The 22115-nt window shown below is 52.8% G+C and carries 20 protein-coding genes and 7 tRNA genes; 7 read left to right on the top strand and 20 right to left on the bottom strand.

The features are described from left to right. Positions 1-8: 8 nt before the first annotated feature. Positions 9-989: a serine/threonine protein kinase gene (locus BGL48_RS09140; RefSeq protein ID WP_069362345.1), complete on the top strand. Its 981-nt coding sequence runs from the start codon at positions 9-11 to the stop codon at positions 987-989. A gap of 32 nt (positions 990-1021) precedes the next feature. Continuing rightward, on the top strand, positions 1022-1729 hold the full coding sequence (locus BGL48_RS09135; RefSeq protein WP_077458606.1) for a thiol:disulfide interchange protein DsbA/DsbL: 708 nt from the start codon (positions 1022-1024) through the stop codon (positions 1727-1729). Here BGL48_RS09135 and BGL48_RS09130 read toward each other — a convergent pair whose 3' ends face one another. Continuing rightward, a complete protein-coding gene (locus BGL48_RS09130) occupies positions 1730-3253 on the bottom strand; it encodes a YifB family Mg chelatase-like AAA ATPase (RefSeq protein WP_069362344.1) in 1524 nt (507 codons plus the stop codon). Between the two features lie 490 nt (positions 3254-3743). Between BGL48_RS09130 and ilvG the strand changes: the two genes are divergently transcribed. From ilvG to ilvA, 5 genes are read left to right on the top strand one after another with little or no spacing between them, the layout of a single operon-like run. Continuing rightward, on the top strand, positions 3744-5390 hold the full coding sequence (gene ilvG / locus BGL48_RS09125) for an acetolactate synthase 2 catalytic subunit (RefSeq protein ID WP_069362343.1): 1647 nt from the start codon (positions 3744-3746) through the stop codon (positions 5388-5390). Next, complete coding sequence (gene ilvM, locus BGL48_RS09120; protein WP_069362342.1) at positions 5387-5644, top strand: acetolactate synthase 2 small subunit; 258 nt, start codon at positions 5387-5389, stop codon at positions 5642-5644. The genes ilvG and ilvM overlap by 4 nt, the downstream gene beginning before the upstream one ends. A gap of 18 nt (positions 5645-5662) precedes the next feature. Continuing rightward, positions 5663-6604, top strand: coding sequence for a branched-chain-amino-acid transaminase (ilvE, locus tag BGL48_RS09115; protein WP_069362341.1), 942 nt, complete (start codon positions 5663-5665; stop codon positions 6602-6604). Positions 6605-6621: 17 nt separating this feature from the next. Further along, positions 6622-8463 (top strand): dihydroxy-acid dehydratase, encoded by a 1842-nt coding sequence (gene ilvD, locus BGL48_RS09110; protein ID WP_069362340.1) that lies wholly within the window; start codon positions 6622-6624, stop codon positions 8461-8463. A 2-nt stretch (positions 8464-8465) separates the two neighbouring features. Next, entirely contained in the window at positions 8466-10025 is a 1560-nt protein-coding gene (gene ilvA / locus BGL48_RS09105) for a threonine ammonia-lyase, biosynthetic (protein ID WP_069362339.1), read from the top strand. A gap of 38 nt (positions 10026-10063) precedes the next feature. Here ilvA and BGL48_RS09100 read toward each other — a convergent pair whose 3' ends face one another. From BGL48_RS09100 to atpE, 19 genes are all read right to left on the bottom strand, one after another. Further along, on the bottom strand, positions 10064-10435 hold the full coding sequence (locus BGL48_RS09100) for a helix-turn-helix domain-containing protein (protein ID WP_069362338.1): 372 nt from the start codon (positions 10433-10435) through the stop codon (positions 10064-10066). Positions 10436-10621: 186 nt separating this feature from the next. After that, a complete protein-coding gene (locus tag BGL48_RS09095) occupies positions 10622-10993 on the bottom strand; it encodes a helix-turn-helix transcriptional regulator (protein ID WP_021022741.1) in 372 nt (123 codons plus the stop codon). Between the two features lie 279 nt (positions 10994-11272). Continuing rightward, positions 11273-13111, bottom strand: coding sequence for a glutamine--fructose-6-phosphate transaminase (isomerizing) (gene glmS / locus BGL48_RS09090; RefSeq protein ID WP_069362337.1), 1839 nt, complete (start codon positions 13109-13111; stop codon positions 11273-11275). Between the two features lie 21 nt (positions 13112-13132). Further along, a complete protein-coding gene (locus BGL48_RS09085; RefSeq protein WP_069362336.1) occupies positions 13133-13897 on the bottom strand; it encodes a DeoR/GlpR family DNA-binding transcription regulator in 765 nt (254 codons plus the stop codon). A gap of 154 nt (positions 13898-14051) precedes the next feature. Beyond that, positions 14052-14136, bottom strand: a tRNA-Leu gene (locus tag BGL48_RS09080). Positions 14137-14181: 45 nt separating this feature from the next. Continuing rightward, positions 14182-14268 (bottom strand) — tRNA-Leu (locus BGL48_RS09075). Between the two features lie 41 nt (positions 14269-14309). After that, a tRNA-Met gene (locus tag BGL48_RS09070) sits at positions 14310-14386 on the bottom strand. Positions 14387-14395: 9 nt separating this feature from the next. Next, positions 14396-14470: transfer RNA gene (locus BGL48_RS09065), tRNA-Gln, on the bottom strand. Between the two features lie 35 nt (positions 14471-14505). Beyond that, a tRNA-Leu gene (locus BGL48_RS09060) sits at positions 14506-14590 on the bottom strand. Between the two features lie 42 nt (positions 14591-14632). After that, positions 14633-14709: transfer RNA gene (locus tag BGL48_RS09055), tRNA-Arg, on the bottom strand. Positions 14710-14711: 2 nt separating this feature from the next. Then, a tRNA-Gln gene (locus BGL48_RS09050) sits at positions 14712-14786 on the bottom strand. A gap of 117 nt (positions 14787-14903) precedes the next feature. Continuing rightward, positions 14904-16262: a bifunctional UDP-N-acetylglucosamine diphosphorylase/glucosamine-1-phosphate N-acetyltransferase GlmU gene (gene glmU, locus BGL48_RS09045; RefSeq protein WP_069362335.1), complete on the bottom strand. Its 1359-nt coding sequence runs from the start codon at positions 16260-16262 to the stop codon at positions 14904-14906. 155 nt (positions 16263-16417) lie between these two features. Further along, positions 16418-16840, bottom strand: coding sequence for a F0F1 ATP synthase subunit epsilon (locus BGL48_RS09040; protein ID WP_046074864.1), 423 nt, complete (start codon positions 16838-16840; stop codon positions 16418-16420). A 19-nt stretch (positions 16841-16859) separates the two neighbouring features. Then, complete coding sequence (gene atpD, locus BGL48_RS09035; protein WP_069362334.1) at positions 16860-18263, bottom strand: F0F1 ATP synthase subunit beta; 1404 nt, start codon at positions 18261-18263, stop codon at positions 16860-16862. 36 nt (positions 18264-18299) lie between these two features. Beyond that, a complete protein-coding gene (gene atpG / locus BGL48_RS09030) occupies positions 18300-19166 on the bottom strand; it encodes a F0F1 ATP synthase subunit gamma (protein ID WP_069362333.1) in 867 nt (288 codons plus the stop codon). A 46-nt stretch (positions 19167-19212) separates the two neighbouring features. Beyond that, a complete protein-coding gene (atpA, locus tag BGL48_RS09025) occupies positions 19213-20754 on the bottom strand; it encodes a F0F1 ATP synthase subunit alpha (protein ID WP_069362332.1) in 1542 nt (513 codons plus the stop codon). Between the two features lie 16 nt (positions 20755-20770). Further along, a complete protein-coding gene (gene atpH / locus BGL48_RS09020; RefSeq protein ID WP_069362331.1) occupies positions 20771-21304 on the bottom strand; it encodes a F0F1 ATP synthase subunit delta in 534 nt (177 codons plus the stop codon). A 15-nt stretch (positions 21305-21319) separates the two neighbouring features. Next, positions 21320-21790 (bottom strand): F0F1 ATP synthase subunit B, encoded by a 471-nt coding sequence (gene atpF / locus BGL48_RS09015; RefSeq protein ID WP_046074859.1) that lies wholly within the window; start codon positions 21788-21790, stop codon positions 21320-21322. A 52-nt stretch (positions 21791-21842) separates the two neighbouring features. After that, on the bottom strand, positions 21843-22094 hold the full coding sequence (gene atpE, locus BGL48_RS09010; RefSeq protein ID WP_025672872.1) for a F0F1 ATP synthase subunit C: 252 nt from the start codon (positions 22092-22094) through the stop codon (positions 21843-21845). Positions 22095-22115: the final 21 nt, after the last annotated feature.

Below are 22115 nucleotides of genomic sequence, written 5' to 3'. Positions count from 1 at the left end.
GAATACTCATGACTGACCATGGCTTTGATTTTCATACACTAACGCCAGATGTTCAGTTAAATGCGATTGAGTCAGTGGGGATCTATCCCCAATCAGGCTTGCTTGCGCTGAACAGCTATGAAAACCGTGTTGCCCAATTTGTCGCTGATGATGGCCAGCGCTATGTGGTGAAGTTTTACCGGCCCGGGCGCTGGTCTAACGCGCAAATTCTTGAAGAGCACGCGTTCTGCCATGAGCTCGCCCAAGCCGATATTCCCGTGGTGGCGCCTATCTACCGCGAGGGAACAAGCCTGTTTACCGCCGAGGGGTTTCGTTTTGCGTTGTTTCCCAGTGTCGGCGGCCGGGGTTTTGAAGTGGATAATTGGGATCAACTTGAGGCGGTCGGCCGTTACCTTGGCCGCCTACACCAAGTGGGCGCGGCGACCCCCTTCCAGGAACGGGCAAAGTTCGATCTCGACAGTCATCTTTATCAGCCTCGTCAGGTATTAAATGAGGCAAGTCTTATCCCAGAAGGCATTCAGGCGACCTTTTTCTCTGATCTTGACCACTTGATCGACGCCATTGCCGCACGCTGGCATACAGACTGGCCGGCTATCCGCTTGCACGGTGACTGCCATCCCAGCAACATTCTGTGGCGCGACGGTCCGCTGTTTGTGGATTTTGATGACACGCGTAACGGCCCTGCGATTCAAGACTTGTGGCTATTTTTAAACGGCAGTCGTGCCGATCAGCTTGCCCAACTCGATACCTTGGCGGAGGGTTATCGCGAATTTCGTGAATTCCCCGCCGACCAATTGCAACTGATCGAGCCATTGCGTGGTCTGAGAATGGTGCACTATATGGCGTGGCTAGCAAAACGCTGGCAAGACCCTGCTTTTCCTCGTGCATTTCCTTGGTTTGCTGATGCAAAATACTGGGAAGGTCAAGTACTGGCGTTTAAAGAACAACTTGCCACCCTACAAGCGCCACCGCTTACGCTGTACCCGTAAGCGCTCAATCGATAACGGAGAGTCATTCAATCATGTTAAAAAAACTGTTTCCTGTCCTACTCATCCTAGGCTTAACCGCCTGCTCTGAGCCTGAAAGCGTGACACAAACGTCATCACAAACCACGCAAACAGCAGAGTCTTCACAAACCCAGTCTGAGCCAGCAGCACCCATTGAGGTGGCTGATGCCAAGCCGGGCCGTTTCAAGGCGGGCGAAGACTACCAAGTGCTGGACACGCCAGCCACGGAGACACCGACCGTCACCGAGTTTTTCTCCTTCTACTGCCCGCACTGTTATCAATTTGAGCCATTGGTTCAACAGCTTAAGCAGCAGGTGCCCGACAACGCCAAAGTGGTGAAAAATCACGTCTCCTTTATGGGCGGTGATATGGGCAGTGTCGTCACCCGTGCATACGCAACCGCCGTGGTACTTAACGCACAAGACACTATCATTCCGGTGATGTTTGATCGCATTCACGCGGCGCAAAACCCACCCAAATCATTGGCCGAGGTGCGCCAAATGTTTGTTGATAACGGCATTGATGGCCAAGAGTTTGATGGTGCTTACAACAGCTTTGCAGCCAACTCAATGGCGAAGCGTTTTGACCAATCATTCGAAAAGGCGGGCCTGCGCGGCGTCCCTGCCGTGGTCGTGAACGGCAAGTATCATGTCACGCCGAAAACAGTGGAAACCCCTGAAGAATACTTTCAGTTGATCAACTTCTTGCTTACCCAAAAGTAATTAGCTGACTTGGGCGTTGAGGTGGCGTAATAAGCCATCCATCGCCCGATACCCCAGCGCCTCAGCAAGGTGAGAGCGCTGGATGGTGTCAACATCGGCCAAATCCGCAATGGTTCTCGCCACTTTTATAATCCGATGATACGCCCGCACAGACAGCCCCAAACGATGCAAGGCTTGCTCTAAAAATGCCGCATCGGTTTGAGCCAGTTGGCAATGTTGTTCCATTTCTCGATTGCTTAGCAACGCATTAACCTTACCTTGACGCGCCACCATCCGCGTGCGCGCCGCTTCAACTCGGGCTTTTACCACCTCCGTTGACTCACCACGGTCTCCACCATTGGAGAGGCTCCCTCTTGGCAGTGCTGGGATGTCAATCGACATATCAAACCTATCTAATAATGGCCCAGACAAACGGGCTAAATAGCGCAAGATTTGCTGTGGGTTTGAACGCGCGAGCTCTCCTTCATGATGGCCTGTGGGGCTAGGGTTTAATGGGCCTATCAACTGAAAGCGCGCGGGAAAGCGGGTTTTGCCATTGGCGCGAGAGATAATAATCTCCCCCGACTCTAGCGGCTCACGCAGGGCATCAAGCACCCGGCGCTCGAACTCTGGCATTTCATCTAAAAACAGTACCCCATGGTGCGACAAAGAGATCTCTCCCGGGCGCGGGACGGTGCCACCCCCGACCAACGCCGCCATCGAGCTTGAGTGGTGGGGACTACGAAACGGGCGCTGACGCCAATTTCCTTCATGCAAGGGTTGCTGGGTTAAAGAAGTCACCGCCGCGGAGGCCAGTGCTTCTTCATCATTCATGGGCGGGAGTAAATCGCACAAACGCGAGGCCAGCATGGTTTTGCCGGTGCCGGGTGGGCCAACAAAAAGGAGATTGTGAGAGCCACTCGCGGCGATTTCGAGCGCCCGCTTGCCTTGCTGTTGGCCGATAATGTCACGCAAACACCGGGTCGGCGGTGGATCGGGGGCCTCAACCTGGTTTGTATTCAAACAAAGGCTTTGTTGGCCTGTCAGGTGCTGACCCACCGCAATCAGATCAGGGGCGGACACATGGCGCTCATTGTCCACCAATGCGACCTGGCTGGCGTTATCATCTGGCACCACCAGTGCGCGCTGCGCTTTTTGACAGGCAAGCGCGGCGGGCAAGGCCCCTTTAACCGGCCGTAGCTGCCCAGACAAAGCCAGCTCCCCCAAAAACTCGAATTCGTTGAGCCGCTTCTCCGGCAGTTGCCCAGACGCCACCAAGATCCCAAGTGCAATCGGTAAATCAAACCGTCCACCTTCTTTGGGTAAGTCAGCCGGTGCAAGGTTAACGGTGATCCGACGTGATGGGAACTCAAAGTTAGAGGTCACAATCGCACTTCTCACCCTGTCTCGGGCTTCTTTCACCGTGGTTTCCGGCAGCCCCACCAGCGCAAAACCAGGTAAACCATTGGATATATGCACTTCTACCGTTACATTTGGTGCTTGCACGCCCACACAGGCTCGACTGTGCACTATCGCTAATGCCATTTTCTCTCCGCGTTGCCCTTGTTAGCCACTATGAAACCCGGCTCTTATAGTGCCGAGCCAATTTATGATTAAGAGTATTTTTTTCTTGTCATGCGAGTGAGGTCTGTGATACCACTACAAATGCACAACAATTAAACACGAGACTCGGCGACAGATCGGGTTCGTGACTGACCTGTAACAAGCAGGCATAAACAAAAAACAAATTAACAAAAAGCTCATAAAATGGGCTAACGACAAGAAAAGACAGACAAATGCTTAACTTCGCTATCGTCCTAATTATTCGCCTCATCGTGGTCATTATGCCGCGAGGGGTTTAGGTACGCGAAATACAGCAGCAACATCGCAACCAAGCCCCCGCAACCAACAGGTTCGGGGGCTTTTTTCATTCATGTGGCGATAGCCACGCGACAACGGAAGCAACAATGATGGAGAGCGCAGAGACCGATCATTCGCCCGCCTGCCCTCCCCGTTCATACGGGGAGGGACGAGGATGACAGGTGCACAATGGGTTGTGGAAGCCTTACATAAGCAAGGCGTTGAAACCGTATTTGGGTATCCAGGCGGTGCCATCATGCCTGTGTATGATGCCCTCTATGATGGTGGGGTTGAACATATTTTATGTCGCCACGAACAAGGCGCGGCGATGGCCGCCATCGGGTATGCCCGCGCCAGTGGCCGCCCTGGCGTCTGCCTGGCGACATCAGGGCCGGGCGCCACTAACTTAGTCACCGGGCTTGCCGATGCAATGATGGACTCGGTGCCCGTGGTCGCGATCACCGGCCAAGTTGCCAGTCCGCTAATTGGAACGGATGCCTTTCAAGAGATTGATGTCCTCGGCTTATCGCTTGCCTGCACCAAACACAGTTTTCTGGTCACTGATCCGGCCGAGCTTACTACCACCTTAGCGCAGGCATTCGAAATAGCACAATCCGGCCGGCCCGGCCCAGTATTGGTCGATATCGCTAAAGATGTGCAACAAGCACTGATCCCACACACGGAAACTCAAGTTCGCACCGCAAACGCTGATCCTGTCGACAACCAAGCGCTCGAAAAGGCCAATACGCTGATTCGAACCAGTGAGCGCCCTATGGTCTATTTGGGCGGTGGCGTGATACTCGGTAAAGCGACCCAGGCATTACGTGATTACTTGGATCGCAGTCAGCTACCTGTCGTGAGCACGCTGAAAGGCTTGGGCACAGTTGAAGCAAACTATCCGTATTACCTCGGGATGCTCGGCATGCATGGCACCAAAGCGGCCAACCTCGCAGTGCAAGCGTCTGATTTGCTGATTGTCATCGGCGCGCGCTTTGATGACCGGGTGACCGGCAAGCTCGATACCTTTGCCCCCCATGCCAATGTGGTGCACCTGGATATCGATGCCGCCGAAATCAATAAACTGCGCCGCGCACAAGCTCCGGTTTGCGCCCCACTCAATCAAGTGCTCCCTGCACTCGCCTGCCCTGACACCTCACCGGCATGGCGGGCGCAAATCACTGAATGGCAAACCACTCACGCGTGGCGCTACGACCACCCTGGCGAGGCGATCTACGCGCCTGCCTTACTCAAACACTTATCCGATAGCATGCCTGCAAGCACAGTGGTTGCCACCGATGTGGGTCAACACCAAATGTGGGTCGCGCAACATGTTCGCCCCACTCGACCTGAGAATCTGCTGACCTCAGCCGGCCTTGGCACCATGGGATTTGGCTTGCCTGCCGCGATGGGGGCCAAAGTGGCTCGCCCCGAGGATGAAGTGGTGTTGGTGTCCGGAGATGGCTCATTCATGATGAACGTCCAAGAGCTGGGCACACTGAAGCGTCGCGGGATCGGGGTGAAAATCATCCTGCTGGACAACCAACGCTTGGGCATGGTGCGTCAATGGCAACAGCTGTTTTTCGAGCAACGTTACAGTGAAACTGACCTATCTGATAACCCGGATTTTCTCACCCTAGCGCGCGCCTTTGATATTCCTGGACACAGTATCCAGCGCAAAGACGAAGTCGAGGACGCGCTCAACACCTTGATGGCACATCAAGGCCCGTATTTGCTGCATGTTGCCATTGATGAGATGGAAAACGTATGGCCGCTGGTACCACCCGGCGCGGCAAACCAACAAATGATGGAGCAAGACTTATGATGCAACACCAGTTTTCAATTCATGCCACCCACAGCCCTGAACTGCTTGAGCGTGTTTTGCGTGTGATCCGTCATCGCGGCTTTACGGTTTGTCAATTCAATATGTCTTTGCCTTCAGAAAGCGGCCAAGTAATTTTTGACGTCACCGTCGAAAGCCAAAGAGCGATCGAGACCTTGCGACCACAACTGACTAAGCTATGGGACGTGGCTGAGGTCATGATGTCCTCATCCCAGCCACACTCCCTACGCGCATAACCAAAAAGGAAGAAAAGAATGTCGACAAATACCGCTGATTACATTTGGTCTAACGGTGAAATGATCGCTTGGCAGGATGCTACCGTGCACGTACTCACGCACGCCATGCACTATGGTACCTCGGTGTTTGAGGGGATCCGCTGCTACGACACGCCGAACGGCCCAGTGGTGTTTCGCCATCGCGAGCACATGCAGCGCTTGAAAGACTCGGCCAAAATATATCGTTTTCCGATCCCATTTAGCGTCGACGCGCTGATGGAAGCGTGTCGTGAAACCTTACGCGTGAACCAACTACGCTCTGCCTACATTCGCCCGCTGGGGTTTGTGGGCAACGTCGGCCTAGGGGTCTGCCCGCCACCTGATACACAAATGGATATCATCATCGCCGCGTTTAGCTGGGGAAGCTACTTAGGGGAAGAAGCGCTCGCCCAAGGGGTGGATGCCATGGTGTCGAGCTGGAACCGAGCGGCCCCCAACACCATTCCGACCGCGGCCAAAGCCGGCGGCAACTATTTATCATCCCTCTTAGTAGGGGGGGAAGCGCGTCGTCACGGCTATGCCGAGGGCATTGCCTTAGATGTACGCGGCTACCTGTCCGAAGGGGCCGGTGAGAACCTCTTTATTGTTAAAAATGGTGTGATCAGCACCCCACCCGCCACCAGTGCCATTTTGCCGGGGCTCACGCGTGATTCCATCATCACCCTGGCGAAAGAAAAAGGGCTCACCATTTGCGAAGAGCCGATTGCACGTGAAGCACTGTATCTGGCCGATGAAGTCTTTATGACCGGCACCGCGGCAGAAATCGTGCCGGTGCGTAGCGTTGATCAGATCACCGTCGGTGAGGGCCAGCGAGGCCCGATCACCGCCTCACTACAACAAGCCTTCTTTGGCTTATTTGATGGCACCACCGAAGACAAATGGGGCTGGCTTGACCCGGTTTACCCAGACCAGAGCGCATAAGGCAAAGGAGTCGTAATATGCCAACCTATCGTTCCAAAACGACTACCCACGGTCGCAACATGGCAGGGGCACGTGCATTATGGCGCGCCACTGGCGTCAAAGATGATGATTTCGGCAAACCCATTATCGCCGTGGTCAACTCATTTACCCAGTTTGTCCCCGGCCATGTCCATCTCAAAGACATGGGTCAGCTGGTCGCCAAGGAAATCGAGCAAGCAGGCGGTATCGCCAAAGAGTTCAATACCATCGCCGTTGATGATGGCATCGCCATGGGTCATGGCGGCATGCTGTACTCACTGCCTTCCCGTGAGATTATCGCAGACTCGGTCGAGTATATGGTCAATGCACACTGTGCCGATGCCATGGTCTGCATTTCTAACTGTGACAAAATCACCCCGGGCATGTTGATGGCCTCAATGCGACTCAATGTCCCGGTGATCTTTGTTTCCGGTGGCCCCATGGAAGCGGGGAAAACCAAGCTCTCCGATCAGATCCTAAAACTCGATTTGGTCGATGCCATGATGCAAGGGGCCAACCCTGATGTGTCCGATGAGCAAAGCGAGCAGATTGAGCGTTCCGCTTGCCCGACATGCGGATCGTGCTCCGGCATGTTTACCGCCAACTCGATGAACTGTCTCACCGAAGCGCTGGGGCTCAGCCAACCCGGTAATGGGTCGATGCTCGCCACCCATGCAGACCGTGAGCAACTGTTCATCAACGCCGGCAAACGGATAGTCGGGCTGGCCAAGCGCTATTATGAGCAGGACGATGACAGCATCCTACCGCGCAATATCGCCAACCGCGCCTCGTTTGAAAACGCGATGGCGCTCGATATTGCCATGGGCGGGTCAACCAATACCGTCTTACACCTACTGGCGGCTGCACAAGAAGGCGACGTCCATTTCGATATGGATGATATCGATCGTATGTCACGCCAAGTGCCTCACCTTTGCAAGGTGGCGCCATCGACGCCGCAATATCACATGGAAGATGTGCACCGTGCTGGCGGGGTAATGGGGATCCTCGGTGAGCTTCAGCGCGCCAACCTGCTAAACGTCGAGCAACAAACCGTGCTGGGCATGAGCCTCAAAGAGCAACTGGCGCAATACGACATCGTGCAAACCGATGATGAAGCGATTAAAGCCTTCTATCGCGCCGGGCCAGCGGGCATTCGTACCACCCAAGCCTTCTCGCAACGCTGTCGCTGGGACACCCTGGATGATGATCGCCAATCAGGCTGTATCCGTGCCCATGAATACGCCTTTAGCCAAGACGGTGGTTTAGCCGTGCTACAAGGCAATATCGCGCTCAATGGCTGCATCGTCAAAACCGCTGGGGTCGATGAAAGTATTCTGACCTTCGAAGGGCCAGCCGTGGTGTTTGAAAGTCAAGACCACGCGGTGGATGCCATCCTCGGGGGGGAAGTGAAAGCCGGTGATGTGGTGGTGATCCGTTACGAAGGGCCGAAAGGGGGGCCAGGCATGCAAGAAATGCTCTATCCCACCACCTACTTAAAATCGATGGGATTGGGCAAATCCTGCGCCCTGCTCACTGATGGACGCTTCTCTGGTGGCACCTCTGGGCTGTCTATTGGTCATGTCTCTCCCGAGGCAGCGAACGGCGGCACCATTGCGTTAGTGGAAAACGGCGATCGTATTCGTATTGATATCCCCACTCGCGAAATCAGTCTGCTAGTGGACGAAGCGACACTGGCCACCCGCCGCACCGAAGTAAACGCACGCGGCTGGAAGCCCAAAGACCGTCAACGTCAGGTCTCTTACGCGTTAAAAGCCTATGCCAGCCTCGCCACCAGCGCCGATAAAGGTGCGGTGCGCGATCGCAGTAAATTGGAGGAGTAAGCATGCAACAGGCCCAACCCTCAAGGGTACAACCGATGGACGGTGCTGATTACCTTAGAGATATCTTGCGCGCGCCTGTTTATGAAGTGGCGATGACCTCGCCTCTTCAAACCATGAAGCGCTTATCTGAGCGCTTCAATAATCAGGTACAGCTCAAGCGTGAAGATCGCCAACCGGTCCACTCATTTAAACTACGCGGCGCGCACAACATGATGGCGCAACTGACTGAGGCGCAAAAAAAAGCGGGTGTGATTGCGGCATCGGCGGGTAACCACGCTCAGGGCGTCGCTCTATCGGGTAGCCGCCTTGGGGTGAAAGCGACCATCGTGATGCCGCGCACCACGCCAGCCATTAAGGTCGACGCGGTACGCGGCTTCGGCGGCCATGTGGTGCTGCACGGTAATAATTTCGATGAAGCCAAAGGCATGGCACAGCAGCTCGCCGACGAACACGGTTATACCTTTGTGCCCCCTTTTGATCATCCCCAAGTGATTGCTGGACAGGGCACCATTGGCTTAGAGCTGGTGCAACAAAATGGTCACCTCGATTATATTTTTCTGCCCGTTGGAGGCGGGGGCATCGCCGCGGGCGTGGCCGTGCTTATCAAACAACTGATGCCCAACATCAAAGTCATCGGCGTCGAGGCGGAAGACTCTGCCTGTCTACGTGCGGCATTAGATGCTGGCTTCCCAGTGACGCTCGACAGAGTGGGCACCTTTGCCGACGGTGTGGCCGTGAAACGTATCGGCGATGAGTCTTTCCGGCTTTGTCAGCAATACTTAGATGACAGCATCACGGTATCGAGTGATGCGATTTGTGCCGCGGTGCAAGACATCTTTGAGGATACGCGAGCCATCTCCGAGCCCTCTGGCGCCTTGGCATTAGCCGGCCTGAAGCAATACGTGGAAAAGCACCAGCTCAAAGATAAACAGCTGGCGGCCGTGTTGTCTGGTGCCAATACCAATTTCCACTCGCTGCGCTACGTCTCTGAGCGCGCGGAGCTTGGCGAGAAGCGAGAGGGCTTACTGGCTGTCACCATCCCCGAGCAAACCGGCGCCTTTTTTAATTTTTGTCAGATATTGGGCGATCGCGCCGTCACCGAGTTCAATTATCGGTATGGCGATGACCATCTCGCCAATATCTTCGTCGGTGTCAGATTACTCGGCGGACAAGAAGAGTTGGACAATATCCTGCGCGATTTGCGCCAAGCCGGCTATCCGGTCGAAGATTTGTCCGATGATGAAATGGCTAAAGTGCACGTGCGCTATATGATTGGTGGCCGACCATTGGCCAACCTCAGTGAACGGCTTTATAGTTTTGAGTTTCCTGAATACCCAGGAGCATTACTACACTTTTTGCAAACCTTGGGCACCCATTGGAACATCAGCCTGTTCAATTATCGTAACCATGGTTCGGACTATGGTCGCGTACTGTGCGGCTTCGAAATTGGCGACCAGGACTTGCTCGCTTTTACGGCCCATTTGCGGGAGCTTGGGTATGGCTGGAAAGACGAGACGTCGAACCCGGCTTATCGCTTTTTCCTGTCAAAAACCACCGATTAATCCGCAATAAAAAGCCCGACATTAATGTCGGGCTGGGTTTATTCGTTTGGCGGCTCTGGGGTCAGGGTGACCACATATTCGGCAATGGACAACGCGTTATCCATTACTGTCTGTCGTGCCATTTGCGGGAGCTGACTCAGCAAGCTCGTCAATGCGGCGAGATCATCACGGTGAGAGAAGGCGATGTCTCGCTCATCCGTTTCACCATGCACAAACCAGTTGAAGGGTCGGCCGGTAATTTCCGCTATCATGACCAGCGCGAGGATTTTCGGATCCGTTTTCCCCGACTCCATATCCAAATAGGTTTGGCGCGCGACATTCAAACGCTTCGCCATGTCTACTTGGGTTATCTTACTAAATTCCCGTGCTTCACGGATCCGTTGCGCGATGCGCGCCGTCGAAATCACCATGGTTCATGCCTCATTTCTGCAACCCGAGCTGTATTAAACACAGCCCGTCACAACACCACCCCTGCATTATGCATGGCTCGGCAGGCGTATCATGGTGGCGCACACCGATAGTGTGACACTACGCTTTTGATGCCTACCTCAGTAAGCAAGCACTCACCTGCCTATCTAGTCGAGCAGGCAGTCTTTTTATGCGCGCTGGGCCGCCTTTGAATAGTTCACCAAGAACGAAGCCATGTTCACGCTTTGGTTTAAGATCGCAGTACGGGCTTCGTGCGGTAAGCGAGAGAAATGCTCAAGCAGGCGGTTCACATCTTGCTTATACTGAACATCGTGCATTTCGACATCTTCGTCACCGTAGACAAACCATACCAATGGGCGCTCAGTCAGCTCAGCAATGTTGGAAAGCATACGAACACGCGGTTCTGTTTTACCATTTTCGATATCTAAGTAGGTTTGACGGGCCACATTAAGCAGCTTGGCCATTTTTACTTGGGTGATGCCTTTCCACTCACGCGCTTCTTTGATGCGTTTTGCTACTTGGGTTTTAGAGTCAATCATTGCTTCCTCTCTATAACTGGTCGATGTTAGTCGTTATACCCTGAGTATGCACAATGTAGGCCAAGTTATTGGACACCAACAAAAACCAATATATTCAACAACTTAAAAACCAGAATGGCGTTCTGTTTAATTTTCCAGACGCCATGCCTGAGATTAAATGCAAAATGATTTGCATTTTGCAATAAATCCTATGCAGATCGCATTTTTGTAGAAAGAGGACAGTAATTGATAAAAGATCAACCACGCTCCTGGTCAGAGCGTGGTGATTATTGGGCAGGTTTACTCAACAGTGACGGCTTTAGCAAGGTTACGAGGTTGATCGACGTCCGTGCCTTTAATCAAGGCCACATGATACGACAATTGCTGCATCGGGATGGTGTAAAACACGGGGGCGATGATGTCATCCACGTGTGGCATGGCGATAATTTTCATGCCTTCTTCTGGTGTAAAGCCGGCGTCTTGATCGGCAAACACGTAGAGCTGGCCACCACGGGCGCGCACTTCTTCGATATTGGATTTGAGCTTTTCCAACAGCTCGTTATTGGGGGCAATCACAATCACTGGCATATCGGCATCAATCAGCGCCAATGGGCCGTGTTTTAGTTCACCCGCGGCATAGGCTTCCGCGTGAATGTACGAGATCTCTTTGAGTTTAAGCGCGGCTTCTACGGCAATCGGATAAAACTCGCCACGCCCTAAGAACAGAGAGTGATGCTTGTCGGCAAAATCTTCCGCGAGTTGCTCAATCGCTTTATCAAAGGTCAACGCTTGCTCGATGCTTGAAGGCAGGTGATGCAAAGCATCGACAATCTCACGTTCTTGGTCACGACCAATCGATCCCTGCATTTTACCTAGCGCGGTGACCAGCATCAGCAGCGCAGACAGCTGGGTGGTAAAGGCCTTGGTCGAGGCCACGCCAATTTCTGCGCCCGCGCGCGTCATAAAGGCCAAATCGGATTCACGTACCAACGATGAGCCTGCCACGTTGCAAATGGCCATGGTGGCCATATAGCCACGCTCCTTGGCTAAACGCAGCGCCGCTAGCGTGTCGGCCGTTTCGCCAGACTGCGACAAGGTGATCAGCACGCTATTAGGACGGGTGACAAACTGGCGATAGCGAAACTCCGAGGCAATCTCCACATCACAACTGACGCCTGCCAGCGATTCAAACCAATAACGCGCTACCATGCCCGCATTGTACGAGGTGCCACAGGCGATGATTTGAATATGCTGTGCTTTGGCGAGAATATCGCTGGCCCCATTACCGATGGCATCGACAATCACATGGTCGCTGCCTAACCGGCCTTCCATGGTGTTGGTGAGCGCGGTGGGCTGCTCATAAATCTCTTTTTGCATATAGTGGCGATATTGGCCTTTATCCGCCGCATCGTACTGAGCACTGGCTTCATGCACCTCGCGCTCTACCGGTGTGCCTTCTTGATTATAAATGGTCACCTCGCGGCGAGAGATATCGGCCACATCCCCTTCTTCGAGATAGATAAAGCGACGCGTGACATTGAGCAGCGCCAACTGATCCGAGGCGAGAAAGTTTTCGCCAATCCCCAAACCAATCACTAGTGGGCTACCCGAACGCGCGGCTATCAAGCGCTCTGGCTGATTTTTATCCATCACCACGGTACCGTATGCCCCTTCAAGCTGACTCACCGTGCGTTGGAATGCCTCAAGCAAATCAGAGGATTGCTTAAGCTCCCAATCAACCCAATGCGCAATCACTTCAGTGTCGGTCTGTGAATGGAATTGATAACCCCGCGCTTGTAATTGTTCACGCAGCATTTGGTGGTTTTCAATAATGCCATTGTGTACCACGGCAATGCGCTCGCCAGACATATGTGGATGGGCGTTCGCCTCACTGGGTTCGCCATGGGTGGCCCAACGTGTATGCGCGATGCCGGTACCACCGGTAGGATTGGTCTCAGCCACCGCGTCTGACAATGCAGCCACTTTACCCAGCCGGCGCACACGAGTGAGCTGCCCGGTTGCCGAATCGGTGATCGCGACCCCAGCCGAGTCGTAACCGCGATATTCAAGGCGACGCAGCCCCTCTACTAAAATCTCGGCGACATCACGCTGAGCGACCGCCCCTACAATTCCACACATAGTCTTTCCTTACTGGTCTTATTACTGGTCAGCACAGATCACATCTGTGCCGGTTTGTTCTATGGCGTGTTTAAGATCATCATCCAGCAAACTGTCGGTGATCAGGGTGTCGATGCTCGACCACGCAAGCTCTAGGTTGGGGATCCGACGCCCGATTTTCTCCGACTCAATCATCACCACCACCTCACGCGCGACCTCCGCCATCACCCGCGTCAGACCCGTCATCTCGTTAAAAGTCGTCGTACCACGTGCCACATCAATGCCATCGGCACCGACAAAAAGCTGGTCAAAGTCGTAGGCACGTAAGGTTTGTTCGGCCACTTGGCCTTGAAACGATTCAGAATGGGTATCCCAAGTGCCGCCGGTCATCAGCAGGGTTGGCTCGTGCTCGAGTTCACGAATGGCATTGGCCACCTGTAGCGAGTTGGTCATCACCACCAAGCCACGTTTCTTATCCAGCAAAGGGATCAAAGCGGCCGTCGTGGTACCACTGTCTACCACAACCCGGTTATGGTCACGAATGCGCGCCGCGGCCGCATCGGCAATACTTTGCTTTTTTTTCGATACCTTGACCGCATGCTCCGACACCATTTCTTGTGGCACGGGTACCGCTCCACCGTAACGGCGCAGCAATAGGCCATTTTTCTCCAGCTCGGCGAGATCTTTGCGAATAGTCACCTCTGAGGTTTCAAAACGTTGCGAGAGCGCGTCGACACTCACTTGGCCTTGCTCGGTGAGCAAAGTAACGATGGTATGGCGCCTTTGCTGAGTATTTCGTTTCGACATATAACAACCAAATTTCGATTCGAAACTTATGGTAGAGCAAACAAAACAAAGATCAAGATAATGAGGGAAAAAGTGTGGCAAAACAGAGAAGAGGATGATTCAGCGTCGAGCAATAACGAAAAAAGCCCACCAGCGAATGCTGATGGGCTTAATATGGTGCGGAAGGAGAGACTTGAACTCTCACACCTTGCGGCGCCAGAACCTAAATCTGGTGCGTCTACCAATTCCGCCACTTCCGCAAATTTATATGATACACCGGCGGGCGGGCCGAATATCAATTGTCTTGGTGCGGGGGGAGGGACTTGAACCCTCACGTCCTTTCGGACACTAGCACCTGAAGCTAGCGCGTCTACCAATTCCGCCACCGCCGCAAATCGGTGCGATTTACTGCGTTAGCAACAAATCGGAATAATGGTGGCTACGACGGGATTCGAACCTGTGACCCCATCATTATGAGTGATGTGCTCTAACCAACTGAGCTACGTAGCCAACCTAAAGTGGCTGGGGTACCAGGATTCGAACCTGGGAATGACGAGATCAAAACCCGTTGCCTTACCGCTTGGCGATACCCCAATTTTCATGCCGCTTAATGCCACATGTTTTAATAATGGTGCGGAAGGAGAGACTTGAACTCTCACACCTTGCGGCGCCAGAACCTAAATCTGGTGCGTCTACCAATTCCGCCACTTCCGCATTCCAAGTTGTTCATCTGACTTCATGGTAGCTGAAGAAAGATGGCGCGTCCGGGAGGATTCGAACCTCCGACCGCCTGGTTCGTAGCCAGGTACTCTATCCAGCTGAGCTACGGACGCGTTGGCTGGGGTACCAGGATTCGAACCTGGGAATGACGAGATCAAAACCCGTTGCCTTACCGCTTGGCGATACCCCAACTGAGGCGCGCATAATAGGCTGGTTTTTATCGGGAGTCAACACCTGATTTTACCAACCGCACAACTTTTCGCCTTTCAAGCTAAAAAGCGGCTTGTGCGCGCTCAACAGTCATATTCTACTTTTTTTTCGGCCGTTGCCAAGCCTCAATTGTTCTGGGTTTAGCACGAGTGATGATAAGTTGACCATCAGCGACATCTTTGCTGATGGTACTGCCAGCCCCGACAGTCACCCCTTCGCCAATCACTACCGGCGCCACCAGCTGAGAATCCGAACCAATAAAGGCATTATCTTTAATCACGGTTTTATGTTTATTGGCGCCATCGTAATTACAGGTGATCACGCCGGCACCAATATTCACGCCGCGTCCTACCTCGGTATCACCCAGATATGTCAGATGATTGGCTTTGGAGCCTTCACCTAAGTGAGACTTTTTCATCTCGACAAAGTTGCCCACGTGGGCATCGCGCGCCATCTCGGCGCCGGGACGCAACCGCGTGAACGGACCAACCGTGCAGTCTTCTCCAACACTGGCCCCTTCTATCACGCTGTACGGGCGTACCAATGTATTATCGTCAATCTCGCAATCTACCAGTACACTGCCAGCACCGATAGTCACGTTATCGCCTAAGGTGACACTGCCTTCAATAATCACATTGACGTCGATGGTCACATCCTGCCCACATTGCAGCTGACCACGCAAGTCAAAACGGGTGGGATCTTTGAGCATCACACCACTGAGCAACAACTGTTCAGCCTGCATTTTTTGGTATTCTCGCTCAAGGCGCGAAAGCTGAAGGCGATTATTCACCCCTTCCACTTCCACCGCACTTACAGGATGGACGGCTTGAATCGAGCGGCCTTGTTGATGTGCCAGCGCAATCACATCGGTGAGATAAAACTCGCCTTGCGCGTTGTTGTTATCAAGTTGCGATAACCAATGGCGCAAGTCACGCCCAGTGGCCACCAGCACACCGGTATTAATTTCAGTGATGGCAAGCTGGCTGTCAGTGGCATCTTTTTGCTCAACAATCGCCACCACTTCCCCGTTTTCACGCACAATACGGCCGTAGCCAGTCGGATCGTCCTGATGCACAGTTAATAAACCAATCCCGCCTTCAGGCTGCCCTTCAAGCAAACGCGTTAAGGTTTGCTCTGAAATCAAGGGCACATCGCCATACAGCACCAACACTTGCTCATCATCAGCAAAATGCGGCGCGGCTTGTTGTACGGCATGGCCGGTGCCCAATTGATCCGCTTGCAAGCACCAGTTCACCGGTGTGTGTGCTAAAACGCGCTGCATAGTGTCGCCACCATGGCCATAAACCAAATGGATTTGCGAGGCGCCAAGGCCGTGACAGATATCGATAACGTGCTCAACCATTGGTTTGCCCGCCAGGGTATGAAGCACCTTAGGGGTTTGTGAATACATACGCGTGCCCTTACCGGCCGCGAGAATAACTGCACTGTATTGCATAGTCTTTCCGTGATAAAAGAGAGGCTTGTCTATTAAGTTGCCCTTAGTGTAACGCGTTTTAGCTTTCACGCGAATCACAGCCTGCAAGGTGGCCTTTGCAGGCAATAAAAAAGCGACGCCGAAGCGTCGCTTTTATTCTCACCGTAAGTGCCTGATTAACGCTTGTGCTTGGTCAGCTCGATCACTCGAAGCTTCGCAATCGCCTTAGCCAGGTCACTGGCCGCTTGAGCAAAGTCGACGTCTTTATGCTGATTGTGGATTTTATCCTCAGCGCGGCGCTTCGCTTCTTCCGCCTTAGCTTGGTCCAGTTCTTCACCACGAATTGCGGTGTCAGCCAGCACAGTGACTGTGCCAGGCTGCACTTCAAGCGTGCCACCAGAAAGATAAATAATCTCTTCGCTACCGCCTTGTTTGACGATGCGAACCATGCCAGGCGTGATAGCGGTCAGCAGCGGTGTGTGTCCTGCGTGAATACCCAGTTCACCTTCGCTACCGGTCACCTGAATATGCTCAGCACGACCAGAGAACAATTGTCGCTCTGCACTGACCACATCCAGATGGAAGGTTATCGCTGCCATATCGCCTCCTACTCAAGCCTTACAGGTTTTTCGCTTTTTCGAGCACTTCTTCAATGCTACCGCAGTACAGGAATGCCTGCTCTGGGATATCATCGTACTCACCACTTAGCAGGCCTTTGAAGCTTGCAATGGTATCTTTCAGCGAAACATAAACACCTGGCTGGCCGGTGAAGACTTCGGCGACGTGGTAAGGCTGCGTTAGGAAACGCTCAATCTTACGTGCACGTGCAACCGTCATTTTATCTTCTTCAGACAGCTCATCCATACCCAGGATAGCAATGATGTCTTTCAGCTCTTTATAACGCTGAAGGACAGACTGTACGCCACGCGCCACATCATAGTGGTCTTGACCAACAACCAGAGGATCCAACATACGTGATGTAGAGTCCAATGGGTCGATCGCTGGGTACATACCCATCGACGCGATGTTACGTGACAGTACAACCGTTGCATCCAAGTGGGCAAAGGTGGTCGCGGGTGACGGGTCAGTCAAGTCATCCGCAGGCACGTAAACCGCCTGTACCGAGGTGATAGATCCAGTACGGGTTGAGGTAATACGCTCTTGCAGTACACCCATCTCTTCCGCCAACGTTGGCTGATAGCCTACCGCTGATGGCATACGACCCAACAGGGCGGATACTTCGGTACCCGCAAGGGTGTAACGATAGATGTTATCGATGAACAGCAGTACATCACGGCCATCATCACGGAATTTTTCCGCCATGGTCAGGCCGGTCAGTGCAACACGCAGACGGTTACCTGGTGGCTCGTTCATCTGACCATAGACCATGGCCACTTTCGATTCTTCTGGGTTCTCGATGTTTACAACACCGGCTTCCTGCATTTCGTAGTAGAAGTCATTACCCTCACGAGTACGCTCACCGACACCTGCGAAAACAGACAGACCTGAGTGTTGCAATGCGATGTTGTTGATAAGCTCCATCATGTTAACGGTCTTACCAACACCCGCACCACCGAACAGACCGATTTTACCCCCTTTCGCAAACGGGCAAATCAGGTCGATAACCTTCACACCGGTTTCCAAAAGTTCGGTTGCACTTGACTGCTCTTCATAGCTTGGCGCTTCACGGTGGATAGAGTAACGCTCTTTCTCACCCAGATCGCCACGCTCATCAATCGCGTCACCCAAAACGTTGACGATACGCCCCAGTGTGGCTTCACCCACAGGGACTTCGATTGCTTTACCTGTATTTTCTACTTCGATTCCACGACGCAGACCATCAGATGAGCCCATTGCGATGGCACGGATGACGCCACCACCAAGCTGCTGCTGAACTTCCAGCACCAGACGCTCGCCTTCACGTTTCACATTCAACGCATCGTATACCTTAGGTACTGCGTCTTGTGGAAACTCTACGTCGACTACCGCACCGATGATCTGAACGATCTTACCTGTAGCCATCGTTATTCCTCTAAACTAGTTCGTTAACCCTTGCCTTTACACCGCACTCGCGCCAGAAACAATTTCTGACAGCTCCTGGGTGATCGCAGCCTGACGGGCTTTGTTGTAGACCAACTGCAGATCATCAATCAGATTCCCCGCATTATCGGTCGCAACTTTCATTGCCACCATACGTGCCGCTTGCTCACTGGCGAGGTTCTCTACCACACCTTGATACACTTGCGATTCGGCATAGCGAACCAACAAGGTATCGAGCAACGGCTTCGGCTCAGGTTCATAGATATAATCCCAAGCGTGGCTGCGCTGCATCTCCTCGTCGTCTGACTTTGGCAAAGGCAGCAATTGATCGATCACTGGGGTCTGTACCATGGTATTTTCAAATTTGTTGAAAACCAGGTACAAGCGGTCCAGCTCACCTTCATCATATTTTTTCAGCATCACCCCAACGGTACCGATGAGGTCTTCCAGTACTGGGGTGTCACCCAGACCAGCAGTTTGTGCCACTACATTGCCGCCATAACTGTTAAAGAAAGCGGTGGCTTTCGCCCCAATCAGTGCCATATCGATTTCGGCACCTTTTTGGCTCCAACTTTCCATATCGTTGATGACACTTTTGAACAAGTTAATGTTCAAGCCACCACACAGTCCGCGGTCAGTAGAAATGATGATGTAACCAACGCGCTTGGCTTCCCGCTCTTCCAAATACGGATGGCGGTACTCCAAGTTACCCAGTGCAAGATGACCGATCACTTTGCGCATAGTGACAGCGTATGGACGTGACGACTCCATGGCTTCTTGCGTTTTACGCATTTTGGAGGCTGCCACCATTTCCATCGCTTTAGTGATCTTCTGTGTGTTTTTCACACTTCCGATCTTATTACGAATCTCTTTTGCGCCGGCCATAGTTACTCTCCATTAGTGGGCGACCACCGAAGTGGTCACCTACGTGTTACCAAGTCTGGGTCGCTTTGAAGTCATCCAACAGCTTTTTCAGCTGTGCCTCAACGTCATCGTTGTAAGCACCAGACTCTTCAATTTGAGCAGCCAGGTCAGCGTACTGGCTCTTCGCAAAGGCCAGCAGGGAACGTTCAAAGTCACCGATCTTGTTCAGCTCAACATCTTCCAAGTAGCCTTTTTCAGCCGCAAAGATCACCAGTGCCTGCTCGAACACAGACATAGGTGCGTATTGCATCTGCTTCATCAGCTCGGTCACTTTCTGACCGTGATCCAATTGCTTCTTGGTTGCGTCATCCAGATCAGAAGAGAACTGCGCAAACGCGGCAAGCTCACGATACTGTGCTAGAGCTGTACGAATACCGCCTGACAGTTTTTTCATGATCTTGGTTTGTGCAGAGCCACCCACACGCGACACCGAAATACCTGGGTCAACAGCCGGGCGGATACCTGCGTTAAACAGCTCGGTTTGCAGGAAGATCTGACCGTCGGTGATCGAGATAACGTTAGTCGGTACGAACGCCGACACGTCACCGGCTTGGGTTTCAATGATAGGCAGGGCGGTCAACGAACCGGTTTGACCTTTCACTTCACCTTGAGTGAACTCTTCGACATAGTGAGCGTTAACACGTGCCGCACGCTCAAGTAGGCGCGAGTGCAAATAGAAAACATCACCTGGGAAGGCTTCACGACCTGGTGGACGACGCAGCAATAGCGAGATCTGACGGTAAGCAACGGCTTGCTTAGACAAATCATCGTAGACAATCAGTGCATCTTCACCGCGGTCACGGAAGTACTCACCCATTGCACAACCCGCGTAAGGCGCGAGGTACTGTAGGGCAGCCGCTTCAGAGGCCGACGCCACGACCACGATGGTGTTTTTCAGTGCGTCATGCTCTTCTAATTTGCGAACCACGTTGGCAATGGTCGATGCTTTTTGGCCGATCGCAACGTAGATAGAGTAAATACCAGAATCTTTCTGGTTGATGATCGCATCGATAGCCAGTGCGGTTTTACCGGTTTGACGGTCACCGATGATCAGCTCACGCTGGCCTCGGCCGATAGGGATCATCGAGTCGACCGCTTTATAGCCCGTTTGTACAGGCTGATCAACCGATTGACGTGCAATAACACCTGGCGCAATCACTTCGACTGGCGATGTGGTTTTGGCCTCGATAGGCCCTTTACCATCAATCGGCTCACCCAGGGTGTTCACCACGCGGCCCAACAGTTCAGGGCCAGTGGGTACTTCGAGGATACGACCCGTACCCGTTACCTTCATGCCTTCTTGCAGGTCCGAGTATGGACCCATTACAACCGCACCGACTGAGTCACGCTCAAGGTTCAATGCCAGTGCATAGCGGTTGCCAGGCAGTTCAATCATTTCACCTTGCATCGCATCAGCAAGGCCGTGAATACGAATGATACCGTCGCTGACTGACACGATGGTACCTTCGTTGCGCGCTTCACTCACAACGTCGAATTTCTCGATGCGTTGTTTGATCAAATCGCTAATTTCCGTGGAATTAAGTTGCATGCTCCAATTCCCCAAATCAAGACTGCAATGCATCGCTCAGGCGGCGCATACGGCCACTTACTGAGTTATCGATGACCAAGTCTCCAGCTCGAATAATAACCCCGGCAACCAGGGTTTCGTCTACACTACAGTTCAGCTTTACTTTGCGCTCAAGACGCGCGGCGAGCTTGTCACTGATGGCTTGTTGTTGCTCTTCAGAAAGAGCCGTCGCTGAAATCACTTGAACTTCAACTTCTTTTTCCAGTTCCAAACGCATCGCTAGGAACTGCTCACAAACCTCAGGAAGAGCTTTTAAGCGCTTGTTTTCGGCCATCACCTTAATCAGGTTTTGACCAAAACCATTGAGCTGATCACCGCCAACTGTGATGAACATCTCTGCCAATGTGTCGGCAGAGAAAGAGGCGTCCAACATATGTTGAACACGTTCATCACGGGCAATCTCAGCAGTAAAGGCGAGCATTTCAGCCCATTGAGCTAACTCGCCTTTTTCTACCGCAAAATCAAAGGCTGCTTTCGCGTAGGGGCGAGCGAGTGTTGTCAGTTCAGACATTGCTGCCCCTCCTTGTTACAGTTCTGCAGTGATTTTATCGAGAAGATCTTTATGAGCGTTCTCATCAATAGAGCGCTCAATAATTTTCTCGGCACCAATAACAGCGAGCGATGCAACTTGCTTACGCAGCTCATCGCGAGCACGGTTACGCTCGGCTTCTAGCTCGGCTTTACCCTGATTGAGGATATTGTCGCGCTCAGCAGCCGCTTCAGCACGAGCCTCATCGAGGATCTGTGCTTTGCGCTTATTGGCCTGCTCGATAATGTCAGTTGCGTTGCGCTTCGCTTCTTTCAATTGATCAGAAGCATTCGCCTGGGCCAAATCCAGGTCTTTGGCGGCGCGATCAGCCGCCGCGAGACCGTCAGCGATTTTTTTCTGACGCTCTTCAATCGCTTGCATCAATGGTGGCCATACATATTTCATGCAGAACCACACAAAGATAGTGAACGCGATTGCCTGGCCTAGCAGAGTTGCGTTGATATTCACAACGGCGCCTCCTTAATCATAAGCTAAAGGGTCTGTTCAGCTATTAGCCAGTTTACAGTTGACCTACGAATGGGTTCGCGAACGTGAACAGCAGTGCAATTACGATACCGATCATTGGAACCGCATCGAGAAGACCCGCGATGATGAACATCTTAACTTGCAGCATAGGAGCCATCTCAGGTTGACGTGCTGCACCTTCAAGGAATTTACCACCCAGCAGGGCGAAACCAATCGCAGTACCAAGGGAAGCAAGACCTACAATGATGCCCACGGCAATTGCAGAAAAGCTCAATAAAGTTTCCATCACTATCTCCAGTTTTCGTTG

This window comes from Salinivibrio sp. SS3, assembly GCF_001722105.1.
Classification (GTDB): domain Bacteria; phylum Pseudomonadota; class Gammaproteobacteria; order Enterobacterales; family Vibrionaceae; genus Salinivibrio; species Salinivibrio kushneri.
The sequence above is the reverse complement of the archived record's forward strand: the minus strand, read 5'-3'. Positions and strand labels throughout refer to the sequence as shown.

Coding starts and splice junctions, on each gene's coding strand:
- atpD (WP_069362334.1), bottom strand. CDS start 18,263: ATGGCTACAGGTAAGATCGTTCAGATCATCGGTGCGGTAGTCGACGTA.
- BGL48_RS09130 (WP_069362344.1), bottom strand. CDS start 3,253: ATGGCATTAGCGATAGTGCACAGTCGAGCCTGTGTGGGCGTGCAAGCA.
- BGL48_RS09140 (WP_069362345.1), top strand. CDS start 9: ATGACTGACCATGGCTTTGATTTTCATACACTAACGCCAGATGTTCAG.
- ilvE (WP_069362341.1), top strand. CDS start 5,663: ATGTCGACAAATACCGCTGATTACATTTGGTCTAACGGTGAAATGATC.
- ilvA (WP_069362339.1), top strand. CDS start 8,466: ATGCAACAGGCCCAACCCTCAAGGGTACAACCGATGGACGGTGCTGAT.
- ilvD (WP_069362340.1), top strand. CDS start 6,622: ATGCCAACCTATCGTTCCAAAACGACTACCCACGGTCGCAACATGGCA.
- atpA (WP_069362332.1), bottom strand. CDS start 20,754: ATGCAACTTAATTCCACGGAAATTAGCGATTTGATCAAACAACGCATC.
- ilvG (WP_069362343.1), top strand. CDS start 3,744: ATGACAGGTGCACAATGGGTTGTGGAAGCCTTACATAAGCAAGGCGTT.
- BGL48_RS09100 (WP_069362338.1), bottom strand. CDS start 10,435: ATGGTGATTTCGACGGCGCGCATCGCGCAACGGATCCGTGAAGCACGG.
- atpH (WP_069362331.1), bottom strand. CDS start 21,304: ATGTCTGAACTGACAACACTCGCTCGCCCCTACGCGAAAGCAGCCTTT.
- atpG (WP_069362333.1), bottom strand. CDS start 19,166: ATGGCCGGCGCAAAAGAGATTCGTAATAAGATCGGAAGTGTGAAAAAC.
- ilvM (WP_069362342.1), top strand. CDS start 5,387: ATGATGCAACACCAGTTTTCAATTCATGCCACCCACAGCCCTGAACTG.
- BGL48_RS09040 (WP_046074864.1), bottom strand. CDS start 16,840: ATGGCAGCGATAACCTTCCATCTGGATGTGGTCAGTGCAGAGCGACAA.
- glmU (WP_069362335.1), bottom strand. CDS start 16,262: ATGCAATACAGTGCAGTTATTCTCGCGGCCGGTAAGGGCACGCGTATG.
- atpE (WP_025672872.1), bottom strand. CDS start 22,094: ATGGAAACTTTATTGAGCTTTTCTGCAATTGCCGTGGGCATCATTGTA.
- glmS (WP_069362337.1), bottom strand. CDS start 13,111: ATGTGTGGAATTGTAGGGGCGGTCGCTCAGCGTGATGTCGCCGAGATT.
- BGL48_RS09095 (WP_021022741.1), bottom strand. CDS start 10,993: ATGATTGACTCTAAAACCCAAGTAGCAAAACGCATCAAAGAAGCGCGT.
- BGL48_RS09135 (WP_077458606.1), top strand. CDS start 1,022: ATGTTAAAAAAACTGTTTCCTGTCCTACTCATCCTAGGCTTAACCGCC.
- BGL48_RS09085 (WP_069362336.1), bottom strand. CDS start 13,897: ATGTCGAAACGAAATACTCAGCAAAGGCGCCATACCATCGTTACTTTG.